The following is a 24,763-nucleotide window of genomic DNA, read 5'->3' as shown; positions in this document are numbered from 1 at the left end:
TAGTAGCGCAAGAGGCGAAACAAGTGCCCGATTTAGCATAGACAAAATGCGCATAGATTTATTAATGTAACGTACTGTTAATAAATAATTTATGTTTGTTTTTTGTAAAAATTGGAAAGAGAGTGGAGACTTTACCGATTGTTGAGTTAGCAGTAAGCTTTAAAGTCAACAATCGTATAACAAATGAAGTGAATGAAGGATAGTTTAAGACAACTAATAAACAACACAATCATCTTAGAATATAGGTTGTCTAACTTAGATCTAGGAATCGATAAGACCTGCATCACACATAAAGATTTAAATGATGACTGTTACAAATGCGGAAATTCAGAAGATTTGAACAGGATTATTTATGAAAGTATTCTTTACTATGCGTATGATGAGTTTCAACTTTTGGATGGTGACCATCAAAAAATGTTCGTAAAAGCGTTTAATACTAAGTTCAAGTACAACCATTCTGCATCAGACCTTGCAAAAAGACGATTAGGTATATATGGCGAATCTTTGCTTTACGCAGTTCTTCATCAATTATATAATGCAAATACTTTAGTATCTCGTGGATACTTTTATGATATCCAGAAAAAGTCAGAAGTGACAGGTTATGATTCTTTTCAATTAATACAAAGAGGAAATGAAATCGAATTGTGGTTTGGCGAAACCAAATTTTATGAAGATGGCATAGCCGCAATCGACAAAGTGTTCATTAATATTGAGAAGGCTATCTCTGATGATTATTTAGTGAACACTAATTTCACAACAATACTACAGAAGAAAGGAAATATAATTGACAAAGAATCCAAGTTATTTGAGATTCTCGACAAATGGGATAAATGCATAATTGAATCATTAGAAGATGAATTAAGAGATAATCAAATTAAATTGGTTTATCCTGTTTTGGTTACTTTCAATACCGTTGAGAACGACTATAATGAGACAATTAGAGCTGCGATTAAGCATATAAATGATAATTACAGCCATTTGAAATTTGATAATATTAGCATTGAATATTCTATATTTTTCATTCTTATGCCAATTGAAGATGTAAAAAAATCTAAAGAAACAATTATTGAATGGATAGACAAGAAAGAACCCTTGATGTTGTAAAGGCTTTAAACTCCTTCAATAACGGAAATTTGGCTTCTCACGATTTGCTTGACAAAGTTTGTGACTTTTTTGATTTTATCAAAGATGAAGAGCTTGATGATTCAGACAAACGGTTTTTACTTTATTTATCAAATAAAGCAGGGGTTCCGCATTACTACGATATACTTGACAAATTCAATGCTGCATACAACTCATCTATAGATGACGAGAATATTGGTTTGAATACACTTTCCTCTTTGTTGTATGAATGTTCATTATATACAGATGACAACTCAAAACTTCATCAGTATCAAATGGAAATTCTTAATCTATTTTTTGAAGGTCAAAAAAATAGATTTTTCCTTTCTGCTTCAACTTCATTTGGCAAGACACACCTAGTTTATGAGGTAATAAAGAAAATGCAGTATAAAAATATTGCACTCATTTTCCCTAGTATAGCCTTGTTGACCGAGAATTTATCTAAAATCAAAGAGGGAAAAATAAAGTTTCCAATAGAATATAAAATCCATACTCTTAGTGATATAGACAATGATTATGGCGAGACAAATATTTTCATTTTTACACCAGAAAGATTTCTATCATTTCTAGACAAACCGAATTTTAACATAACACTTGATTTTATATTTGTTGATGAAGTTTATAAGATAGATAACGGTTATATAATTGACAATGAGGCAAAAGAGAACGAAAGAGATGTTGCATACAGAATGGCAATATTTTATGGAATGTCAAGATTCTTAGATGTAGACTTGCTATTAGCGGGGCCATATATTGAAATTTTTGAGCCAGAATCCCCAAATTACAATCCTTCTTTTGACTTATTCTTGTCTGACTTTCAGATTACTAAACTTTTAAGAAACCAATACGAAATAGTCAAGGTCAGTAAAAATGAAATTGAATCAGAAAAGGGGAAAATAAACATTGATGGAATTGAATTTGACTTTAGTAGAAAAACAACTAAAAAGGCCAGAATACAAGAAATTATTAATCGACTTCTTCTAAAAGATGAAAACGTAATAGTTTATTGCAACACACAAGCAAATGCTGAAAAAGTAGCAACAGAATATGAAAGAGTAAATATAGACTCAAATTATTTTTCATCTTTTTTGGAACACTTGAAAAGTAGATATGATAATGATTGGGTTGTAATAAAATCTCTTGAAAAAGGAATTGGTGTTCATCACGGAGTAGTTCCAAAATATATCCAAAAGGAAATAGTTAACCTTTTTAATACTCCTCAATCAGGAATTAACATTCTAACCTCCACTACTACTATTACCGAAGGTGTAAATACCACCGCAAAAAATATGATTGTTTACAAAAGCGAGAAAGGAGCAGGAAAAAATGGGAAACCATTATTAACATTTGATGCAAAAAATATTGCAGGTAGAGCAGGTCGATTTATGGAACATTATAAAGGTCGAGTAATTTCTTTGGACAAGGAATTCTTAGATGTTATTAATAAAACAGGCAACCAAATTGAACATACAAATTATCAAAATTCTGACAACAGAAAAGAAATTGATGATGAAATGACCCCACCACAATTTTTAGATGACAGAAGCAAACAGCGTTTAGAAGAAATAAAGGCACTTCAAATTGAAAGAGGCATTCCAGACGAGATTATTTCTCAATTCAAAGTAATAAGTAGGCGTGATAAAGTTAAAATGTTTGATAAAATTAGAGGCCTCCCACAGGTTTATCATGTGCGAATCAGAAGACTAATTTCGAGATTGAACTCTCCTAACCTTAGTATTGATAAAGATGGTTTCCAAGTAATATTAGACCTGATATTTGAATTTGTAGAAAATGAAAATCTAAGAGCTTTAATTGAAAATAAATTTAAAGACAATTATTCTCCAAATTCATACTCTATTTTGTATGCTTCATTAAATAGTTATGTAAAATATGGATTTCAGGGTGTTTATCGGTTTTACTTGCATTCAGAAAGAAGCGCCGGAAATAAAAATGCAGTGAATACTGCAATGAGAAAGACATCAACACTAATATTTAACACTTATAAATATCAGTTGGTAAAGTTTTTAGGTGTTTTTAATTTGATGTATAAGTTTTGGTTCTCTTATACGTACGGCATTAATTTTGAAGAGGTAAATGGCATTGACAAACTACTCATTAAATTAGAGTATAACGCATTTAGTGAAGAGGCAAGAATTGCAAGTGACTATGGTGTGCCGCAGAGAATAATTGACTACTATGATTCTAACAACATTGCCACAAGTAAGGAAATTTTTAATAGTTTCGACAGTTATGAAAAATCGATTTACAAAAAAATAAAGAAAATAATTGAGGAGTAAAACTGACAACTTGACAAAAAAGCCAGCACCCAACATCATCTCAGGCAGGCATGGATTTCGTGCTTCATAGTACTGGAAAGCGGTAAGAATAAAGTACAGATTTTTATAGGAAGTTCAGTGGTTAAATGCCCTGACTGCGTATAGCTGAGAACCGCTAGTGGCAATACAGCTGCAACACACGTAAACACAGAAAAATATTAACTAAATCAATAATTGTATGTTACCTAAACAATTAAAATCAATCAAAGAACATTTGTCAAATCTTCCTAAATTAGATGATAAACAGAAACAACTTTTAAATGAATTGAATTTTGTAGAAAAAAACTATACATTCGAGGGATACATATTTCAAGAAAAGATTTTTGAATCATTTGCAGTTGCAAGTAGTACTTGCCCAAATTGCGGTAAAAACATGTAAAATGGAAAAAGGTTGTTATATTGTTGTAAAGAATGAAGCGATTCCGAATGATATTATATTTTCGGTAAAACCAAGTATAAGCCAAGTAAGTGAAAATCAGCAAAAACTTCATTTAGAAATTGAAAAGACTTTAGTGGTTGTTAGAAAACTATTTGAGAATACACCCATAGAACTTCAACATTATTTTTCTCAACTTTTAACACTTGCTCAGGCAGGTTTGGTCCCAGAAGAGAACGCTCAACCCACAATTTCTTTTAATGCTTTACAACAATTGAAAGCAGAAATAATTGATAAAAAGTCTGGAGAAGTTAAAAACACTTATTTCAAAACATTAGGTTTGAAAGCTGCCTATCTTGGACTTCCAATTCTTATTGTAGCTTTAACTATAAAAACAATCTACTATTTTAAAAATTACGACATCATAAACAATCTTAGTACTTTCTCAAATTTTCTATTTGTTTGGTGTGCAAGTTTGATTGGAGTTTGGTTATCCTTTGGTGCCCGAAAGACTGTACTGACGTTTGAAGAATTAACAACAATTGAAGAAGACAGACTAGAACCAGTTATTCGGCTAATTTTTGTTGGCGTAATGGCTTTAATGTTTTCTTTGCTATTTTACAAAGAAGCCATAGTTCTTGAAATTGGTAAAATATCGACAAAGTCTATAACGACAGATTCGTTTACGGCGATAATATTTGGTGTATTTCTAGGATTGAGTGAAAAACTTATTGGACAAAAATTAACAAAAAAAGCAACATCATTATTTGAATCACTTTAAAAACTAAATATCATGCTTACATTAAAATTGCAACAAGTCAAAAAAGAAATCGAAAACAAACTTTACAAAGATGAAGATGATAAAAAAACCTTAAAGATTTTAGATTCACTTGACAAAGATCTTACATTTAACCGTATTATAAATTCAAGCGATTTTTTAACTAAATCCTTTGCTGTTGCACCAGAATATTGTGGAAGTTGTGGTAGAAAAATCTAAGTACTGCCTTTAACAGCCGTAACCGTTGCACAACTCCCTTTCTGCTCAAAAACGTTGATTTGTGCAGCTAAAACGACATCAAATTAGCCGTTTAAAGCAGTTGTTGTGTGAAGCTCGTGGAGCAAACCCTTATATTTTGAAAGGCATAAAAACGCTTCTTTTTAGTCGGTGAATTGCCGTTTTCGAAGAAGCGCGTTGTTTCATTGTTTTTTCAGATGCAACAACAACTTGAACCAACGTTTTTTTGATAATGAAGTTCAGGTATTTTTTGAGATTATAGATTAAACTCGCCATCAGTTAAAAAAGGTCAATCAAGTTAACCCGAGCTAAACAATTGCGGCTGAAAATTCTTTTTTCTTGCATGACTAAAAATACTAAGATTACTGCAAAACCGATAGCTATCGGTTACAAGGATGTATGTTTATTTTTACGTTGTGCAACAGGTACAGCCGTTAGCTGCTGTGTCTCGAATTTACAAAAATGGCGTTTTGCTTTCACGACCCGAGAGAAGCAATCAGTCCGAAGCAAAAAACGTTTATCTTAGTGGAAGAAATGCCTCACGCATAGTTTGCAACAGTCGAATGGTAGCAGAACGTTAGCAGATATAGCGTTTCCTCCAAAAAAACCTGATAGTAATCTGGATAACATTTGGAATTTATGTAACTTTTAAGTTACCTTTGAAAAATGAAAGTGCGCGAAGTCATAGCCTATGAGAATCATTTTGAAGATTTCCTCCTTGCACAGCCAACAAAAGTTCAGGATAAGATTTTTAAGATTATTCAAGCAATTGAAACCCTAGAAAGAGTTCCTTCAAATTATTTGAAATCTCTTGAAGGAACAAATGGACTGTACGAAGCTAGAATTCAACTCAGCTCAAACATTTGGCGCGTATTTTGCTTCTTTGACCATGGAAAGCTTGTGATTCTTCTCAATGGTTTTCAAAAGAAAACGCAAAAGACACCTAAAAATGAACTGGACAAAGCGCTGAAATTAATGACTAAATATTACGCAGAAAAAAAAGCTAAATAACTATGGAAACTAAAAGCTGGAAAGAAATTAAAAACAATGTTTACGGTGAAAAAGGTACCCAAAGGCGTGATGAACTTGAAAGAGATTTCCAAGGTTTTAAAATTGGTTTACTCTTAAAAAAAGCTCGTGAAGAGAAACAGCTTACTCAAACAGAACTTGGAGATTTAGTTGACAAAAAAAGAGAATATATTTCTAGAATTGAAAATAACGGAAGTAATTTAACGCTAAAAACCTTGTACGATATTGTTGAAAAAGGTTTGGGTGGAAAAGTGAAAATTCAAATTGAACTATAGCTACATTTGCTAACAGACGCTAGCCACTATGACTCGAATGTGCTAGTTTGGCATTTTGCTTTCACGATTCAAGCGGCACTAACGTTTCAACTCAATAAATGTTTATCTTAGGAAGAAATAAACGTGTTCGCTAGGCGAGCCATAGTTGGTTGGCGAGAGAACGTCATCAGGAGGCAATCACAACCATAACTAAAAAATGAAAATTCAGAAAGTAGTCTTCATAGCTTACATAATATTGGGAATTATCATTGCGTGGTTTATTTACGATTGGACAAATCCAAATTATGAGAAACTATTCAAGCAAAATTCTGAAGAGTTTGCAGAAAACAGGAGCCAATTTGAAGAACTAATTAAGAATATAAACTCAAAATATCTGTGTACTAAAGAGAAACCAAATTTAACAGAACTATCCAAAAAGGTTACAAAAGAGTATCAACAGAAGTTAGATGCAATTGGAATCGAAAGTGTGGAGATTAGTTGTGGTGAAGAATTGGATTGCGTTGAAAAGATAACTTTTATATTCAACGTGAAATCAGGTTATAACGTCAGAAAATTAAACAGCGTTCAAATAATATATTCACCGTGTGACAAAAAAACCATAAAGAAATTTCATCAAAGCTCTGGGCATATTGACATTAATGGAGAAGGTAATAATTGGTTAATATTATCTGACACTGATTTCATTTAAACTTGCCAGCTGGTAACAGCCGCTATGGCAGGTAATTGCAAAGCAGGCGTTTTGCTTTCACGCTCCAAGCGTAGCGAACGTTTCGAAGCAAAAAACGTTTATCTTAGTGAGAGAATAATTGTTTCGTTGTATCGCCAAAGTAGGCTATCGAAGGAACGTTAGCAATAATTGCACCGCACAGCACATAAGACCGGAAATATTTTGTAAATTCGTGCAACTAGAAATAGAAAACATGACAGCAATTCAACTAAAAAAACTATTAGTGCATAGAATATCCGAGATTAACGATGTTTCATTTCTTAAGGCTCTTAAAACAATTCTTGACTCAAAAACAGACGCAGAAGTGCTAATGTTAACCGAAGACCAAAGACAAGAAATTATGCAATCAAAGAAAGAAATGCAGGAAAGTTTATTTATGGACCAGAAAACGCTAGACAAGAAAGTTGCAAAATGGGCAAGCGCAAAATAATTTAGTCAAGAAATGCAACTAATAAACTCCTTGACATTATGGAGTTCTATACTCAAAGAAATAAAAGCAAGGCCTATTCTCTTAAACTATACAAAAGACTAATTGAAGAAATTTTAATTCTAAAAAAACAACCTGAAATCGGAATTAAAACAGAAATAGAATCTGTTCGTGGATTAATCATTGAAAACTTCATATTATTCTATGAATTTAACCAAAACCAAATTATAATTCACACACTGTGAGACAACAGACAAAACCCAGACAACCTAAAAATAAAATAGCAACTACCGCTAACAAGCGTAACCCTTACACACCCCACTCAAAAACCACATCTTCAAAATAACTACCAAAACCGCCCTTCCTTAAATCGTTTTAAAAGCGCTTTCTTTTGCTTTCACGCTTCAAGCGTACCGAACGGTAGGAAGCAAAAAACAGTTATCTTAGTAAGAAATAGCAATGGTCGCTTTGTGAGGCAGAGTCGGCTACTGCCCAAAACTTAAAAGTACAAGGCCAAACGAATTTTAGTTACACAAAAAACCTGCAACCAGAAAGTGATGATTTTACGAAAATATATACCAGAGGACAAAGAACAGTGCATTGCGATATTTCAAAGCAATTATCCTAAATTTTTCGACAAAAGTGAATTGAGCCTATTTGTTAATTGGTTAGACCATCAGGGCGGTACGGGCGCGATATACCAAAGTCCGACCTATACTAACTCGGAAAAAGACGCTTATTACGTGCTTGAACTGCCTGAGTCTGGCATTGTTGGCTGCGGTGGGTTTTATATAGAAAAAGACAAAAAGGAAGCTCGATTAGCTTGGGGAATGATTCATGCTAATTTTCACAAACAAGGTTACGGAACAGCACTTTATAATTACCGCAAGGAAATTATCGAAAAAGAATGCCCAAATCACATTATGGTACTTGGTACAAGTCAACACACCTATTCATTTTATGAGAAAATGGGAATGACTGTAACCGAAATCATAAAATCAGGTTATGGTCGTGACCTGGATAAGTACGACATGACTCAATAAGAAATAGAAACTAGAAAACAAGGAACCAACAAGATGTAATATTTTGTGTCGATCTGCAACGTATAACAGCACCTACAATAAATTGGCGATTCTGTGGTTAAATTATTTCGATAGCTATCGCGATTGTGCTGGTATCAAAGTTGGTGCTTTGTTGGCAGTGAAGTGCTTCGAAACGCGCCAGTACACAAATTCCAAAAGTGTTAGTGGTAATCTTGACAAACCAAGTAACAGAATAGATAATGGTAAAAAAAATATTTTTTGGCTTTTTGATTTTATGCGGAATTGGACTCGTAATTTTTATTGCCTATGTATTAATGATTTTTTCTGCCCTTGGCGGTTTTGACAAAGACTATTCTGTAACGGAATTAAAAGAGAACTTTGCTAATAAAAGGACTGAAATTTATGAAGTTAAAGCATATATAAACAAAATAGTTCCTTCAAACAAATTAGTTCACATAGAATTTGAAGACGATAATACTTTGGGGATTTTTCACTTAAAAGTGGGAGACAATTTTGAAAGTAATTGGGACGTAGAAATTGAGTCAGGCAAAGCTGACACTTTATTACAGAAACTTGGCTGGACAAAGGAAACTTTAAAAACACTTAAAAATAAACTAGACAAGGCAAATTGTATTGGCATTACAAGCGGAGAGCCTTGTAATATTAGTTTTCAAAGAAGTGGTTTCGGAATGTATTCTTTTAATGTATTTGACAAACCAATACCCGATAGCTTAAAGGTAAGATATAATGACAGTTGTAACTACATTATGGTAAATAGAAAAGTTGTTTTAGAATATGGTGGTGGTGCAATCGGAAGTCAATGTTTTTATAACAAAGAATGAAATGGAAACAAAACAGCTAGCAGCTAACTGCAGCTACCCAAAAGTGCGGCGTTCGTGGTGGCAAAAACTCTTCGACTTCGAATAAGAATAGGTGTATTCTTGATAAATGGTGCTTTGAAATCGCTAAATTCGCACTTCTTAAAAAAGTTATTTACAATTTTGAAATAGTTTTTAAGTCAATGAGATACGAAGAATACCATAATTCCTATTTAAAAACGAGACGTAAACTATTCTACATAGGCTCTGGACTTTTTTTTGTTTTTTCAATCATTTTTGTGGTACCAGATTTATCTAAAGACTTAAACGACTACGATAAAAGTGTAGAAGTTTTCAAAAAATCGAGAATAGATGTTACGGAAAGGCAAAAAGGTTTTTCTACCATAAAAGATTTTGAGTTAATCATTTCAATGGAAAATGGCAGAGAATGGACATTTAGCGAACAATACAAAAATTATTGGAAAGAAATTGGAGATTCGAGCAATGTGGGAAAAACATATATAATCTATACGAGCGGTTATACTTATTCAAATCCAGCTCAAGTAGAAATCGAAAACAAGGTAATTTACAGTTTAGGAACGCTCGATGATTCGAAGTACTCGATTTTAGTACTGTCGTTTATTTGCTGCATATTTTCTATTTACGATTATAGCAAGTTTCGAAAAAGGAAAAAAGAAATGGAAATTTGAAAAAGCTGCTGCAAACAAACACAACCGCCGCACAACTCCACTCAAAAACTACCAGTTCAAAATAATTACCAAAAACGTTTTTTTTTGAATCGTTTTAAAGGTGTTTTGATTGTCTTTGCCCAGCTCAAAATCTTAAAAAACGTTGACCTGTGCACGCACTTCGCAGCAGGGAATGACGCGGAAATGCCGTGAAGCGCCTGCCGATTTTTGGTGTGGCTTGGCGTGCGACTGCAAGAAGCGCCGCGAAGCTGCTACCAAAAACGGCGGGAGCAAGCGCCATTGCAGCAAAATGCCCGACCCGCCGCAACCCGATTCCACTAAACGTGCGGCGGGAGCTGCCCAAACAAATCGATTAGTTTTTTTAAGTCGTGCATGCGGCGTTTAAAAACCGGAGTTTAAAATTAACTTCTAAAAACGGTTTTTGTACTTTAGTCGATAATCAACGTTTAGTTTTCGGCATCAAACTTTGGCGCAAATGCGAAACATTATAAATCCACATCCGTTAGTACCCAATTTTAAGACGAGCAACTATGTTAAGAAAGATAATGATTTTAACAGTACTCTTAAGTATTTTTTTCATCACTAATGGACAACCTTCAGCGGACAATTTTTGGAACAATCTGCCAAAACCTGTGGGTTGGGTCAACGATTTTGAGGACATTCTTACAAATGAAGAAGAAAAAACTTTGGATAGTCTGATTGTAGACTATGAAAAGAAAACCACAACAGAAATATCGATTGTTACTATTCCTGCAAGTGCAACATCTAAGGAAGGATTTGATGCGCTGACACTTCGGCTTGCTAATGCTTGGAATTTTGGTAAAACAGAGAAAGCTAACGGAATTTTGATTGCTATTTCAAAAGGATTTAAAATTATTAGAATTCAAAATGGCAATGGGATTACAGAACAAATATCAGATTATCAAACCAAGCAAATTATTGACCAGATATTTATTCCAAGTTTGAAAGCAGAGGCGTATTTTAGAGCACTTTTTGATGGCATTCAAGAAATTAAAAGACTGTTAGATAGCAGTTTAGATAATTATTTTGTCGATTTTAACGAAATTACAGTATATCAATTTATCGAACTCCTAAAGGTCGACAATCAAAATCTAAAACAAATTAATTTCCTCTCTGTTGGTATGGAAGCACCCGAAAACTGGGTTACTGGAAAGGAAATAGATGACTTAATGCCCTTGATTAGATCGACAGAGCCCGCGAAATGTGTCGTGCAATCTATCTCGTCCTATTTGCCGATTGGTGATAGTTCGACAATTGGTGGACAAGTAATGGACATTGTCGAAGCTTTCAAAAATAAGATTTCGTATCCAACAGCCTTGACAAGCTGTGCCAAGACAGATCCAGAAAGAATAAACAAATTGACGACATGGTGGAACCAGCACAAAAAATAAAGCTTGGTCTTCAGAGGCGTTTTCAAAAAGCAACTCGTCATACATGAATTCTCTCGAAGTTAGTAAGTTTGTTTTAAGTTTTTTGTTAGCTCATTTCATACTTAAAAACAGCTTGAATGTGTGTCGGTAGCAAGCCAAAGAAACTAGAAACTATTAAAAAATTCGCTAATTCGAATTGTTTATGAAACTTCAAAAACCAAAAGTAGCCCCTTCATTGTTTTGTGTAAACTTTAGCTATGGGCAGCCACTTCTTAGTAGTCTTCCGTTTGAAAATAATGAAATTACAGTCGAAAAAGTAACTGCTAGCTTGGTTGGTTTAGCGATTTATTTTATTCCTACGATAATTGCGCGCGATAAGAAAAAGTGGAAGCTTATCGCTCTTTTTAACTTACTCACTGGATGGACTATCTTTGGATGGTTTATTGCCTTGTTGTGGGCTATAAAAGCGGAAAGCAAGGTAAAAATCGATTTTACGGCTGAAATGGAAAATGAAGACGACGACGAAATTTAAACCAACATTTACGCAAAACTCGTAAACTCCCGCGTTTAATACCAAGTAAGTTGCAAGTTCGAGCTCTTTTTTGAATCAGCGGAAATTAATTCTATAAACTCAGCTTTCTGGTTTTTTGACCAGACAATAAAAAAAGCTATGAAAAATCTATTTTGTGTACTAGCATTATCTCTTCTTTTTGCTTGTTCGACTAAGAACGATAACAATCAAGACGCTATTTCAAATGACGTTAAACTGCTAGAAAAGGAACAAGAGTATTTAAACGTTCGAAATAATTTTACTCGATATTTCAAAAAGCAGTTTGAAAGCAGCACCAACATTTCAGATGAAGTTTTAAAGCAAGACAGCGACTCATTGCTGGTATTGGAAAAAATGCTGCGTGAAATTTTGAAAGATTCACCCGTTAAAAGCGTTGTCAAATTCGGAAAAATAAACTTAGAAACTTTAATACCCGAATTAGGTTTTGGAAATCTTGACGGTCTCTTTTTTAACACTAAATCTTCCAGAGTATTTGTAACCTCTAAAGGACTCTTTTTCGATTACTTTAAATCCCAAAAAATTACTTCTGTCCATAATCTTTCACAAGCGCAATTGAGCACTATTTTTACGTCATTAATCTCTGATGCTAGTGCAACTGTTTATTATTCAGAGAGTTCTTCGTCAGATAAAAGCAGTCAAATCTATGCCTGTCTTGGATTACTTGGACAAGATATTGGACGATTTCCTCCAGACAACATTTTTGTTTTCGTAGTTACTGAAGATTACATTTATATTGTTCAAAAAAATCCCGACAAACCAATTAATGAAATAAGCGAATGTATGTCGGTTTATGATAGCATGTACGCGATTTCACAAGAACAATACGAACAGTACTTAGCATCTGATTTGACAGACAAAAAAGCAAGCAATAAATCAATTGAATTAGAGGAGGCTGCTTGGAGAGATTACTGCGAGTGTTATCAAAAGAATTTTAAAGTCACTCAACAATATGAGAACTTTAAAAAGGAGGTTGCAAAGATTGTGAAATACATCGAACAATAAAGTTGCTAGCTTCAGGAAATCCGTCGTAAAAGCGGCCGAAATGGAATGCACTTTCTCCCGAGTACAATTGTTTTCAAATAAAAGGCCTCTCCTAATTCAAACTGGTCTTAATTCAAATTTGTGGTATTTTTTTAAAATGACCTTATCGCTATTAAAACACTAATTTTTCCGTGTTGCATTCTTTCGAGCACGCACCCCGCAGCAGGGAATGACGCGGAAATGCCGTGAAGCTAAAGCTGATTTTTGGTGCGGTTTGGCGTGCGACTGAAAGAAGCGCCGACAAAGCGCTACCAAAAACAGCTGTAGCAAGCGCCATTGCAGCAAAATGCCCGGCCCGCCGCAACCCGATTCCACTAAACGTGCGGCGGGTGCTGCCCAAAAACTACTACGTCTTTTGCTTCTTTTTGCGTGCCGCCGGGAATAAAACGTTGTTTAAGATGAGTCGGTAGCCGGGTGAGTTTGGGTGTAAATCGAGAACTGTGGGCGCATCGCCTACTTGATGGCGGTAATCTTCTGGGTCGTGTCCGCCGAAAAAGGTAAACATGCCTTTTCCGCGCTCGCCGTGAATGTAACGCGCTTCTCCGTTGATTAGGCATTCGCCCATAACCAATACGTTATTTTTCACCAATTCGCGGTCGAAAGCCGTTGTTTGTCCCATAAATCCTTTCACCAATTGCGTGTGGTTTTGGCACAACATGGTAGGAATCGGATCCCACTTGGCCGAATATTCCATGAGCGTAAAGTAATCTTTCTCCATCGGAATCATGGCGCGCTTGTTGGTGGTATCGATATCCGAAAACTCGTACGCATTCGGATTTCGTTCTAAAATGAAATTTTTGAAGGCAAAAGCTTGGTTGTAATCGATCTGACTTTGGTAATTCGCATCGCTCGGATCGCCATCGAACATGGGTTCACAGATATCGACGCCCTCTGCCGAGAGTGCAATATCGAAGCTGTCGGTTGCCGAGCACATGGCAAACATGAATCCGCCGCCGATGACAAAATCGCGTATTTTTTTGGAGACTGCTAATTTGGCTTGCGACACTTTACTGAAGCCGAGTTGGGTGGCGAGGAGTTCGGCATCGCGTTTTTGCTCGATATACCAAGGTGTATTTTTGTAGGAACCGTAGAATTTACCGTATTGTCCGGTAAAATCTTCGTGATGCAGGTGCAGCCAGTCGTACAGTAGGAGTCCGTCGGCGAGTACTTCTTCATCGTATATAGGAGTGAAGGGAATTTCGGCGTAGGTAAGTACGAGCGTCACGGCGTCGTCCCAGGGTTGTTTGCCTTTAGGTGTATAGACGGCAATTTTTGGTGCTTTTTCGAGAATGACCGTTTCCATGTTTTGCGAAGGCGAGGAAATTTCGTCTTGAATTTGAGCGGCCTCGCTGTCGGAAAGTATTTCGAAACTCACACCGCGAATCTGACATTCTTTGCGGATTTCGGCGGTATCGGGTAGGAGGAAGGAGCCGCCGCGGTAATTGAGCAGCCAACTCGCTTTGTAATTTTGAGCGAGCACCCAGTAGGTAACCCCATAGGCTTTCAGGTGATTTTGCTGCGACACTTCGTCCATGGGAAGTAGCAAAAAACCAGCAAAGGAGCTGTATGAGCTTGAAAGTACGAGGAAAAGAATAACAATTTTTTTCATGGTCGTTTGAAAGTGTCGAAGATAACCGATTTCGCTGAAAATAATTTAAAAGAGTCGTTAAATACGCGCTTAGAGAATTCTTAAAAATATCGAATTAGTAGGCTGTAAAAATGGGAATTTGCTAGCGGTTATCAACAATCTAAAAAAAAACCTTAACAATTTGGTTACACAAAGTACTCTGCTGCAAATAAATTGTAATTAACTTTGTACCGAAAAAATTTAAAACTTTATGAAAACAAGATTACAAAGATTGTGTTTTGCTACTTTGGCTTTTGTTGCGACGTTTTTTGTTGCGCCAGCGGTACAAGCACAACAAAGTATTTCTGCGGGAGCTACGGTTTCCCAAGATTTTAATGGTTTGGGGGCATCCTCTACCGCAGCTCTTCCAACGAATTGGCGGGTTTCAAAAAGTGCCAATGAGCGGACTATAGTAAATTTTGCCACAGCGGTTAGTGCGGTTGAACTTGCGGCAGGAAATAACGTCTCTGGTACTGCGGGTAATGGTATTTATCGCGGCAATGCTAATGGAGCAACTAATGAAAGTGCAATTGGAGGATTGTCTTCTGGATCTGCTTCTAGAACAGTTTCAGTTTACTATCATCTCTCAAATACTGGTGCATCAAATATTGCATCTTTCAATATAACATATGATGTAGAAAAGTATCGTCGAGGCACTAATGCAAACTTTACTATGGAGTTGTTTTATTCGACCAATGGAACAAGCTGGACGTCATGCGGGCCTGATTTTGTAACAAGTTTTACTGCAGATGCAGATAATACGGGTTATACAGTCGCTCCAGGAGCAACTACTTCGGTAAGTAATAAAGTGTTTACTCCAGCTGCACCTATTTCGAATGGTCAAGCGTTTTACTTTGCTTGGAGATATTCGGTAAGTACTGGTTCTACTACAAGTAACGCACCGCTATTAACAGTTGATAACGTGAGCATAACAGCTAATGCTACCGCTGCTAACAATGCACCATCTGCTACAAATGTGGCTTTTACGGGTAGTTTGTTTGTTGGTCAGACTTTGACAGGTTCGTACACGTACAATGACGTTGAGAATAATCCAGAAGGAGCTTCGACTTTCAGATGGTATCGCGCAGACAACGCGTCGGGCTTGAATGAAGCTGCAATCAACGGTGCCAACAGCTCAACGTATACATTGACTAATAATGAAATTGGAAAGTTTATCCGCTTTTCAGTAACTCCAATCTCAACTGAGGGAACACAAAATGGAAGTGAAACTTTCTCTCCACGACAAGGCCCTGTTCAAAGCGCAACGAATTCGCTTTCAACGATTACCGTATCTGGCGCTTACACACCAGCAAGTAATGTAAATTATGCATTATTTCAAGGGACTGATGTAACAACAGCAAGCTATGAGTTGGTACGTTTCTCATTAAACGACGTCGCGGGCAGCCCAGACGACGGGTTTGCTACAACACTTACAGCATTAACGCTGTCTATGACACAATCGGCACAAGTAGAGCGTGTTGCATTATACGACGGAACAACTGAAATTCAGGAATTAGCTGCTGCAGCAACACTAAATTTTACAGGCTTAAATTTAGTTGCAGCGTCAGGTTCTTCAAAATTGTTTTCACTTTTAATTACGTTCAAAGCTAGCGTTACTGATAACACGAGACCACAAGTAACTATTACTTCTGCTACTGCTGATTTAGCTGGTTCACTTTTTGCTGCTGGAAACGCTGGTGGCGCATCATCTTCAACTACGCTTGACGAAAATAGAATTGAAGTAACAGCATCAACACTTGCTTTTGGCGTACAGCCACTTGGAGGTTTTAGTTTGTTGCCAATCACACCAAGCTTCACTGTACGTGCTGTGGATGCTTTGTCGAATTTAGATTTGGATTTTGTTGATGCTATCTCATTAACTACTCCGCAAGGATTTGCAGCAGGTTCGACAACGTCAACTGCCGCTGTTGCCGGTGTAGCTACTTTTGCTAACGTATCCATGCTTCTTGGAGGAACGGGGCAAGTAATTACCGCAAATAGTACTGTTACAAGTGCAAACAGTGCTGCTTTTGATGTAGCTTCTACTTTGGTTGGAAATCCGATTACGGGTTCTAATCCAAATAACTCTAACCCATATACAACAGGTATGGTTACAGCAGCAGATGTAACATCTAGTGGTGTTGGTAGAAGTACTGGAGTAGGTGCAATTGTAGGAACTAACGCAAACGATCGCTACAACGCTAACACTTGGAATGTACCTTCATTCGATCCAAACAAATATTTCGAATTTAAAATTACGCCGGGAACGGGTAAACAAATCGACTTTACAAATTTTGTAGTGCAATTGCAGCAGTCTTCCGCTACAACTATTCAATTCAGAACTAGTGTCGACAATTTTGCGACTGTATTTGCTACTTTATCGGCAGCAGCAGCTCCAGGTTTTATAAATACGGTTGATATCAGTACTATTCAAGATATTTCAAGCGAAATTACCTTTAGAATATACGGATTTGGTACTTCTGGATCTACCGCTACTTTAAGTGTGAACAATTATGTATTTACTGGTACAGTAGAAAACACACCAAACCCAAGTTTAAATGCAACTCCAGGTAACATTGCTAATTTGAACTACCCTGTTGCAAATGGCCCATCGTCTTCACAGACAATCACGGTTAATGCAACGAATTTAACGCCTGCAAATGATTTCCTAACCATTACTGCACCAGCCAACTTCGAGGTTTCAATAGATAATACCACTTTTGCTCCTTCAGTGCAATTGCCATACACAGGGAACTCGCTTACCAATGCTCCGGTTTATGTGCGTTTGGCGAGTGGTTTAAGTGCCAACAACTACAGCGGTTCAGTACAAATTTCTGGAGGCGGAACAAGCTCATTTTTTGTAACCGTTTCAGGAACGGTTTACGTACCTTTTTCTGTTCCTTACTTCAACGCTTTCAACACGCAAACCTTGTACAATAACGCAGGTTTCCAAGGATTCCAATACTCAGCTACAGCCTTTAACCCGGGTGGTGGCGGTTATGCTTTGTTGAGCATCAACGGAACGATTACGTCTCCAGCAATCGATGTATCTGCTGGTCTAGTTGAGGTAAGTTTTGATGGGGCTACTTTTGGTGGAAATACAGGACAAACGCTTACACTCGAAGCGAGTGAAGACGGTATTGATTATACCGTTGTTGGTTCAATCACCTACACGAGCAGTAACTACGTTAACTTCCGTCAAACTATTGATTTTAATTCATTTATCAATTCTACCGCCTTCGTCCGTGTGCGTATGTCGGCAGGTACAAACACGTCGCGTTTCAGAAACTTCTACATTTCTACATTCACTACTTGGAACGGAGCTTCGTGGACAAACGGTGCGCCAAATGCAACTAAAGTAGCGATTATCGACGGTGATTACAATACGACAACTTATGGCGACATTAGCGCGAAAAGCTTAACTGTTACTTCTGGCGATGTACTTGCAAATGGCTTAGGTACTATCTCTTTGGTTGAGGATTTAGTTGTAAACGGAGGTTCGGTAGTTTTCGAAAGCGGATCAAACTTTATTCAACAAAATAATAACTACGCTAACGCCGGAAATATTACCGTAAAACGCGTAGCTTTATTAAAACGTCAAGATTACATTTATTGGGGAGCACCTGTTGCAGGTCAAAACCTACTTGATTTTAGTCCGTTGACGCTTACAAACCGTTTCTACAGATTCGATGAGCCGAGTAACAATTTCGTTAGTGTTGATCCTTCTACAACATCGTTTGTTGCAGGTCGTGGGTACATGATTCGTTCAGCAAACAATCACCCAAGTACCAATACAAACTGGACAGGTACTTTTGTAGGTGTGCCAAACAACGGAACTTACAACGTACCTGTAACACGTACATCAAGCGGTTATAATATCATAGCTAACCCATACCCATCGCCAATTTCTTGCCAATCGTTTGTAGCGGCTAACCCAAATATCGGAACGCTTTATTTCTGGGCACACATTACACAAGGTGCAGGTTCTGCGGCTAATTACGCTACTTGGAACGGTACTGGTGCTGCTGCTCCAGCCGGTGGTGCTACACCAAACGGAACCATCCAAACCGGTCAAGGTTTCTTGGTACAATTGCCAGCTACACCAACCATTACTTCTGTGAACTTTAACAATGGCATGCGTATCGATGATCACGGAAACCAATTCTTCCGTCCAGGTCGTCAAACAATGTCTGAAGGTACTTCACAGCCAAACCGTTTGTGGATCGACCTAACTAGCGGCGAAACCAACTACAACCAAGTTCTTTTAGGATACGTGGATGGTGCTACTGCTGCATTTGACACCAACTTCGACGGTAAAATGATTGGATCGAACACGGCAGCGATCTACACCTTGTTGGATAACGAAAAATACACCATTCAAGGAAAAGCCAATCCGGTTGATTTATCAGATGAGACTGCTTTAGGTTTCTCAACCGAAACAGCTGGTAACTTTACGTTCACACTAGCAAATATCGATGGTATTTTCGCAAACGGTCAGAACATCTACATCCGCGATTACGCTACAGGAACGGTTCACAACTTAAGCGAAGGTCCGTTTACTTTTGCTTCTGAAATAGGTACATTCAACGATCGTTTTTCTATCGTTTACGAAGGAACAACGCTTAATGTGAACAACCCAGTTGAAACAAACAACGCGGTAGTTGCCATTCGTAACAACAACGGTATTCAAATCAATGCAGGTTCGGCTACGTTACAGCAAGTAACGGTATTCGACATCACTGGTCGTCAAATTACGAGCGTAAAAGCTTCTGGTAACCAAACTACAGTTGCAACGAACAACTTGTCTAACCAAGTATTGTTGGTGAAAATCGTAACCGATAAAGGTACAGTAACTAAGAAATTAGCCTACTAATTCCGGTTTTAGAATCATGAAAAAGGACATCCATTTTGGGTGTCCTTTTTTTATTTGGGCATTCCGCCGTTGATTTCGGTAGAAAGCTGTTTCGTCAACGGCGTCGCGCTTTTGCTGCAATAAAAAACGCTTTTTAACCACGCTAGCAACAGTCAAAAGCGCTCCCGCTGTCGCGTTTTGCCTTGTGCAGCGTTAGCTTAAAAAGCGTCTTTTATTTTCGCGCCAATCGCTAATGCGGAAACCTGTTCTCGGGAAACGTTCCGGAATAAGAATTGTTCTGTATTAAAAAGGTTTTTACCATGAAAAATAAACACTTTTGTCGAATTTGGTTACCAAAACAGTATGTGTATTTAATTCAGATTTGTACTAATTACAGTTTCTCGTAACACTTGTTAGACCTTTTTGCATTGATAATAATTGTTCTTTTTTTGCTACGTTTGAAGTAAGGAATCTAGTTGATTTATTACGATTAATGACGTTTCAAACGAATAATAGTAAAAATGAACAAAAAGCAAGCAAACGCAAAATATTCAGACGGTCGATATAATGTTGAGTTAAGTCTTTCATTATTCTTATGGCAAGAAGACAATATATTTTATGTTTACGCTCCAGCTTTAGATTTAACGGGTTATGGTTTAAGTAAAGAGGAAGCAAGAGAGTCCTTTGAAACTGTGCTACAAGAGTTTATTGTTTATACACACAACGAGAAAACCTTATTTGCAGAGTTAGAAAATCTCGGTTGGGCAGTCAATAAAAAGAAAAGAAGAGTAGTTTCTCTAGATTTTGAAGATATGTTAGCTGAAAATGAGCACTTTAATCAATTGTTTAAATCAAAAGATTTGATTAAAGATTACTCAAAAGTTAATTTGCAACTTGCTTAAAAATTTCAACGCAGCATCTGCGAAATATTACAATTTCTCAATTAAAATCTTTTTTGGAGCTTTACTTATGTAAATTTATTAAGAATAAGAAAGGTCATGCGCAATACACCAGACCAGATTTAACTAGACCGTTACCGTTCCAAAATCATATCGAACTAGTGCCCGAATTCATCATACATAACTTACTTCGAGGCATGGGCTATTCGAAAAAAGATTTTTTTGACATACTTGAACAGAAGAAAGTAGTGGTTAAGGTAGGTAACAAATACCACCTTAGAGATGCTGTTGATCAATGAGCCCACTAATTCTTTTCTTTTGTTTCTACATGCCATAATACGCAGCGTATTTTTTCGAATTATGCAAATTTGAACGTTTTCTCGCCAAACGTTAGTAACAATTTTCAAAATTACTGAGTTGGAAACTAAGTGCTACTTGGATTTATAAGAATTAGTTTTACAAACGGTTTTCCCTTTTGGCGGCAAGAAGTAATTGGTTGGATAGTGAAAGGGTTGCTTGTTTGCTTAAAGAGCTAGATTTAAGGGCTTTTTGTTTTTTAATAGTTTTGTTGAAATTTCCACACCCAATTTTCGACTTTGTACAATCAAAGAATGTCGGAACGAAACGGTTGCTATTTGTCTTTTAAGTATTCAGCGATTGTAATAATGATTGTTTCTCCAAATTTTTCCAAATCGGTTAAATCTTTATCGCCTGTGATTAGATGTGTTGCGTTTCCATCTTGTGCCAACGATAATAAAAAATTGTCTTTTGGTTCCTGCAAACAGACACGTTGCTAACAACATTAATAAATTCTGCGTTTTTCTCAATTTGCGATATAAGGCTTATTAAGTCTTTTGTCGAGAAGTATTTTCTGAATTTTGGCCGACTCGCAACAGCCGAAAGTTCATCTAGCAATTCGATGCTGAAGAGCAAAGCAGCGGAGTTGTCAGCAATAATTTTGTCAAATTTTGAGAAATTATCAGTTAAAATAAAGCTGATCCAAAGATTTGTATCAATTATGATTCTATCTTTTTTTTGCGCCATATCTTTCAGCTCTTTCCATTTCCACTTCTTTCGTGATTTCTTCGATAGATGGCGGATTTGCGGAAGCTTTTTCTCTTAATCTCTTGATCACTGTTTGAAGATTATCATCTGTTTGCCTCATTGAAATTAATTCTAAATCAGCCAAATCCTGTAATAGCTTTACAGCTTTAGGGTTCAATATTTCTATTTGATAAGTTCTCATAAAACAAAAATTAGATATTCCTTGATTGCAATCGGAATTTTAACCTGCATGCACGTCGGCGGTTCGTAGCTTCTAAATGTTGCATATTTCATGCACCGACCTACACAAATGTAGATAAATTACGATTCAATAATTGCAGTTTTTATCAAATTCCTTGAGACAGTATTTCTTGAAAATGTGTGTTTGTTTTGCTAACGTCACTTAAAATTGAATAGATTTTCGGCTATGTAGTTGTTTTTGGGTTAGGGATGAGGGTGCTTTTAGCGTCCAAAACGAAATGGAATTTCTAAGGTTTGTTTTGAAATTGCCGATTTATAGCGGAGAGAGCAAGTTTTTTGGATTTTATGGAAAAATCGTGGCTTAAATGGCGTTGAAGCTGGATGCTTGGGTTTTGGAAAAGTGTCTATTGCATGACGATTATTAATAATTGATGTTAAACCATAAAATAAATGACATTTTTGGAGCCATTGTCTATAAATTCATAAGCAACCACTTACGAAAAATCAAATACCAGATAAGAATATTTACTCGACCTATTTCTATTAACATCTTCAGCTGTCAAAATACGTCCAGTGTGAATCATTTTTACAGACACATCAATGTCGTTAATCGGGCGATTAACAACAGTTTTCACTTTCTTGCTTTTCTGTATTTTAAAAATCTTCTTCATTTATTTCTTCACATGACACCTTTCATGTTATAAACAATGCAAAATTATGTGATAAATTGTTCAAATCAAATTTAAAACAAAAGCAATTTAAAATAAATGAACACTTTCTGAAAACATTAACTGTGCATTTAAGATTCAAGAGTTTATGTTCATGCGCAGCAGCGATTGCAAGCTAAGTCTTTAGTTTTTTATTACAGCAACTTTAGTGTAAACAAAGATTTTTGCGATTTTTGGTTCTCCTTTTGTTGGAAAATCTTTTGGAATTCCTTTTTCAGGTTTAAATGTACCAGTAAGTGCTACTTTAAAAGGCAATGTGCTACCGTCCCAAAGTTTATTTACATCTTTAATTTTTTCATTTGCTCTTTCTAAATAAATATTTTCCAATTCTCCTTCAACTTTCCACTGAGCACAGGTACAGGAAATTGCGGAATAGGATGCAATAATCTGCTGCTCTTTTTCTCCATTTAAAAGCAATACTGCCGATAGGAAAATTAAAAATTTTGTCATTCTTTCGATTTCGTTCTTAAATACTTTATTACTTAAAAATCAATAAATTAACTCGAATTCCTGAAAATCAAATTAGGAATTCAAAATGCTGGCTGGAAGTTATTTCACCTGCGTATTTTTTTCGTGCCTCCAACCCCTCAATTCCTCCACTAACTCTATCTCCTTTCTTTTCACGAATTTACCATTTCACACCAAACCTTACCAACGTATTTCCTAGCCCCGGTTGCAGCGGCAGCCCGGAGAAAAAGACGCTTGTTTGAACCGTGCTGCATACGGCGCCGTGAGAAGCCGGGTGGAGCACGTGTGAAAACAGCGTATTTTTTGAGGACTATAGCGAAAAACGGGATCAGCTTCTAAAAAACAATCGCATCTTAAAAAAAGTAAAAAGAGAATAGTTAAATGTGACATGCAAAAGAGAGAAAAGTGGTGAACGTCGCAAAGTCTATCCCGATAGCCATCGGGACTAGCTTCTAAAAAACATTCTAAAACCCTATACCGTTATCATCGTCGTCTAAGGTGTTTGCCGAACTGCCAAACGCTTGATCCGGACTCGGTAAATTCGAGGTGAAAAACGGTGAGTTGTCGGAGTTCATTTTCGAAGGCAAATCGTCGAAACCAGAACCGTATTCCTCCAAATTCGCAAACTTTCCGAGATTTCCAATAAACTTTAAACGAATGTTTTCCAACGATCCGTTACGGTGTTTCGCAATGATGAACTCGGCCGTATTTTGCGTAGGCGAGTTGTCTTCGTCGTCCCAATCGGGAATTTTGTAGTATTCCGGACGATAGATAAACGACACAATATCAGCATCTTGCTCGATGGCTCCCGATTCACGAAGGTCGGACAACAGCGGACGCTTGTGGCCCGTTCGCGCTTCAACGGCACGCGACAACTGCGAGAGCGCAATAACCGGAATGTTCAATTCCTTAGCCAATGCTTTCAAGTTTCGCGAAATGGTCGAAATTTCCTGCTCGCGGTTTCCAATTCCCTTACCTTTACTGTCTTTACTACCAGCAGTCATCAGCTGTAAGTAGTCGATAATTATAATTTTTATGCCGTGCTGCGACGCCAAACGACGCGCTTTTGCCCGCAAATCGAATACCGAAAGCGAAGGTGTATCGTCTACAAACAACGGAGCGCTTTCCAAATCTTTCACTTTAGTGCTCAGCTGTTCCCATTCGTGCTGCTCCAACTTTCCGGTGCGCAACTTCTCGCTAGTAAGTCCAGTTTCTGACGAAATTAAACGGGTAATTAACTGCACGGACGACATCTCCAAGGAGAAAATGGCTACCGGCGCCTTATGATCAATCGCCATATTTCGTGCCATCGATAAGATAAATGCCGTTTTACCCATACCGGGACGCGCCGCAATAATGACCAAGTCGCTCGGCTGCCAACCCGACGTTACTTTGTCGAGTTTTTCAAAACCTGTGGGTACGCCGCTCAAACCTTCTTTGTTGGCAATTTCCTGAATGCGTCGTTTCGCTTGCAAAACCAGCATTTGCGCCGTTTCCGAATTCTTTTTAGTGTTTCCTTGCGCTACTTCGTATAATTGCGATTCGGCCGTGTCGAGCAAATCAAATACATCGGTCGTTTCATCGTAGCAATCTTCGATGATTTCCGAAGAAATGCGAATCAGCGATCGTTGAATGAATTTTTGTAGAATAATCCGCGAGTGAAATTCGATGTGTGCCGACGACGATATCTTCTGTGTAAGCTGAATCAAGTAGTAATCGCCGCCCGCAGCTTCTAAAGTTCCGTTCTTTTTAAGCTGCGCCGAAACTGTTAACAAGTCAATCGGTTGCGTTTGTGTGAATAACTCGCGAATGGCCTCGTAAATGTGTCGGTGCGAATCCCGATAAAACGCGTCGGGTTGCAGCATATCAATAACCTCGTCGACACCTTTTTTGTCGATCATCATGGCGCCCAATACGGCTTCTTCAAGTTCCACCGCTTGTGGCGGAAGCTTTCCTTTCTCTAAATTGATTACCGCAGATTTCTCGGTAAATCCCGTTGCTATATTTCTGACGTTTTCCATAGTGCTAAAGTATGCATTGCCGCGCGTTTCTGCCGGCAGAGT

23 protein-coding genes and 1 pseudogene are annotated in these 24,763 nt (G+C 37.1%); 19 read left to right on the top strand and 5 right to left on the bottom strand.

Annotated elements, in window-relative coordinates; translation table 11 throughout:
* Nucleotides 1-192 precede the first annotated feature (192 nt).
* From Q0064_RS09205 to Q0064_RS09135, 16 genes and pseudogenes are all read left to right on the top strand, one after another.
* Entirely contained in the window at nt 193-1,104 is a 912-nt protein-coding gene (locus tag Q0064_RS09205) for a Hachiman antiphage defense system protein HamA (protein WP_298147546.1), read from the top strand.
* On the top strand, nt 1,071-3,419 hold the full coding sequence (locus Q0064_RS09200; RefSeq protein ID WP_298147543.1) for a DEAD/DEAH box helicase: 2,349 nt from the start codon (nt 1,071-1,073) through the stop codon (nt 3,417-3,419). Before Q0064_RS09205 ends, Q0064_RS09200 begins: the two co-directional genes overlap by 34 nt.
* A 217-nt stretch (nt 3,420-3,636) precedes the next feature.
* The gene (locus tag Q0064_RS09195; RefSeq protein ID WP_298147541.1) at nt 3,637-3,837 is read left to right on the top strand and encodes a hypothetical protein; all 201 of its coding nucleotides are present in this window, start codon (nt 3,637-3,639) and stop codon (nt 3,835-3,837) included.
* 1 nt (nt 3,838) lies between these two features.
* Complete coding sequence (locus Q0064_RS09190) at nt 3,839-4,615, top strand: hypothetical protein (protein ID WP_298147539.1); 777 nt, start codon at nt 3,839-3,841, stop codon at nt 4,613-4,615.
* Between the two features lie 12 nt (nt 4,616-4,627).
* On the top strand, nt 4,628-4,831 hold the full coding sequence (locus tag Q0064_RS09185) for a hypothetical protein (RefSeq protein ID WP_298147537.1): 204 nt from the start codon (nt 4,628-4,630) through the stop codon (nt 4,829-4,831).
* Nucleotides 4,832-5,515: 684 nt separating this feature from the next.
* Nucleotides 5,516-5,860, top strand: coding sequence for a type II toxin-antitoxin system RelE/ParE family toxin (locus Q0064_RS09180; protein WP_298147535.1), 345 nt, complete (start codon nt 5,516-5,518; stop codon nt 5,858-5,860).
* Between the two features lie 2 nt (nt 5,861-5,862).
* Complete coding sequence (locus tag Q0064_RS09175) at nt 5,863-6,153, top strand: helix-turn-helix transcriptional regulator (RefSeq protein WP_298147532.1); 291 nt, start codon at nt 5,863-5,865, stop codon at nt 6,151-6,153.
* Nucleotides 6,154-6,349: 196 nt separating this feature from the next.
* Entirely contained in the window at nt 6,350-6,841 is a 492-nt protein-coding gene (locus tag Q0064_RS09170; protein WP_298147529.1) for a hypothetical protein, read from the top strand.
* A gap of 232 nt (nt 6,842-7,073) precedes the next feature.
* A complete protein-coding gene (locus Q0064_RS09165; protein WP_298147527.1) occupies nt 7,074-7,310 on the top strand; it encodes a hypothetical protein in 237 nt (78 codons plus the stop codon).
* Nucleotides 7,311-7,330: 20 nt separating this feature from the next.
* A pseudogene (locus tag Q0064_RS14760) lies at nt 7,331-7,552 on the top strand (hypothetical protein); the annotation flags it as partial.
* Nucleotides 7,553-7,954: 402 nt separating this feature from the next.
* On the top strand, nt 7,955-8,350 hold the full coding sequence (locus tag Q0064_RS09160) for a GNAT family N-acetyltransferase (RefSeq protein ID WP_298147524.1): 396 nt from the start codon (nt 7,955-7,957) through the stop codon (nt 8,348-8,350).
* A 239-nt stretch (nt 8,351-8,589) separates the two neighbouring features.
* A complete protein-coding gene (locus tag Q0064_RS09155; protein ID WP_298147522.1) occupies nt 8,590-9,192 on the top strand; it encodes a hypothetical protein in 603 nt (200 codons plus the stop codon).
* A gap of 179 nt (nt 9,193-9,371) precedes the next feature.
* Nucleotides 9,372-9,878, top strand: a complete 507-nt coding sequence (locus tag Q0064_RS09150) for a hypothetical protein (RefSeq protein ID WP_298147520.1) — start codon at nt 9,372-9,374, stop codon at nt 9,876-9,878.
* A 530-nt stretch (nt 9,879-10,408) separates the two neighbouring features.
* Entirely contained in the window at nt 10,409-11,290 is an 882-nt protein-coding gene (locus tag Q0064_RS09145; RefSeq protein WP_298147518.1) for a TPM domain-containing protein, read from the top strand.
* A gap of 181 nt (nt 11,291-11,471) precedes the next feature.
* Nucleotides 11,472-11,801: a superinfection immunity protein gene (locus Q0064_RS09140; RefSeq protein ID WP_298147516.1), complete on the top strand. Its 330-nt coding sequence runs from the start codon at nt 11,472-11,474 to the stop codon at nt 11,799-11,801.
* Nucleotides 11,802-11,939: 138 nt separating this feature from the next.
* Nucleotides 11,940-12,842: a hypothetical protein gene (locus tag Q0064_RS09135; protein WP_298147513.1), complete on the top strand. Its 903-nt coding sequence runs from the start codon at nt 11,940-11,942 to the stop codon at nt 12,840-12,842.
* A gap of 385 nt (nt 12,843-13,227) precedes the next feature.
* On the opposite strand, the gene Q0064_RS09130 is transcribed toward Q0064_RS09135, so the two are convergent.
* Complete coding sequence (locus Q0064_RS09130; RefSeq protein ID WP_298147510.1) at nt 13,228-14,490, bottom strand: asparagine synthetase B; 1,263 nt, start codon at nt 14,488-14,490, stop codon at nt 13,228-13,230.
* A gap of 229 nt (nt 14,491-14,719) precedes the next feature.
* Between Q0064_RS09130 and Q0064_RS09125 the strand changes: the two genes are divergently transcribed.
* The 3 genes from Q0064_RS09125 to Q0064_RS09115 all read left to right on the top strand — a co-directional run bounded on the left by Q0064_RS09125 (nt 14,720) and on the right by Q0064_RS09115 (nt 20,558).
* On the top strand, nt 14,720-19,381 hold the full coding sequence (locus Q0064_RS09125; protein WP_298147507.1) for a T9SS sorting signal type C domain-containing protein: 4,662 nt from the start codon (nt 14,720-14,722) through the stop codon (nt 19,379-19,381).
* Between the two features lie 500 nt (nt 19,382-19,881).
* Nucleotides 19,882-20,262, top strand: coding sequence for a hypothetical protein (locus tag Q0064_RS09120; protein WP_298147504.1), 381 nt, complete (start codon nt 19,882-19,884; stop codon nt 20,260-20,262).
* A 53-nt stretch (nt 20,263-20,315) separates the two neighbouring features.
* Nucleotides 20,316-20,558 carry a hypothetical protein gene (locus Q0064_RS09115; protein ID WP_298147501.1) on the top strand — a complete coding sequence of 81 codons (243 nt, stop codon included), beginning with the start codon at nt 20,316-20,318 and terminating at the stop codon, nt 20,556-20,558.
* Between the two features lie 418 nt (nt 20,559-20,976).
* On the opposite strand, the gene Q0064_RS14755 is transcribed toward Q0064_RS09115, so the two are convergent.
* The 4 genes from Q0064_RS14755 to dnaB form a co-directional block, all read right to left on the bottom strand.
* Complete coding sequence (locus tag Q0064_RS14755) at nt 20,977-21,303, bottom strand: putative toxin-antitoxin system toxin component, PIN family (protein ID WP_366095050.1); 327 nt, start codon at nt 21,301-21,303, stop codon at nt 20,977-20,979.
* Nucleotides 21,284-21,505: a hypothetical protein gene (locus Q0064_RS09110; protein ID WP_298147498.1), complete on the bottom strand. Its 222-nt coding sequence runs from the start codon at nt 21,503-21,505 to the stop codon at nt 21,284-21,286. Before Q0064_RS09110 ends, Q0064_RS14755 begins: the two co-directional genes overlap by 20 nt.
* 850 nt (nt 21,506-22,355) lie before the next feature.
* On the bottom strand, nt 22,356-22,682 hold the full coding sequence (locus Q0064_RS09105; protein ID WP_298147495.1) for a hypothetical protein: 327 nt from the start codon (nt 22,680-22,682) through the stop codon (nt 22,356-22,358).
* Nucleotides 22,683-23,164: 482 nt separating this feature from the next.
* Nucleotides 23,165-24,721 carry a replicative DNA helicase gene (gene dnaB, locus Q0064_RS09100; protein WP_298147492.1) on the bottom strand — a complete coding sequence of 519 codons (1,557 nt, stop codon included), beginning with the start codon at nt 24,719-24,721 and terminating at the stop codon, nt 23,165-23,167.
* Nucleotides 24,722-24,763 lie beyond the last annotated feature (42 nt).

This window comes from Flavobacterium sp. (assembly GCF_027490375.1).
Taxonomy (GTDB): Bacteria; Bacteroidota; Bacteroidia; order Flavobacteriales; family Flavobacteriaceae; genus Flavobacterium.
Note: the sequence above shows the minus strand (reverse complement) of the source record. Positions and strands in the feature narration are given on the sequence as shown.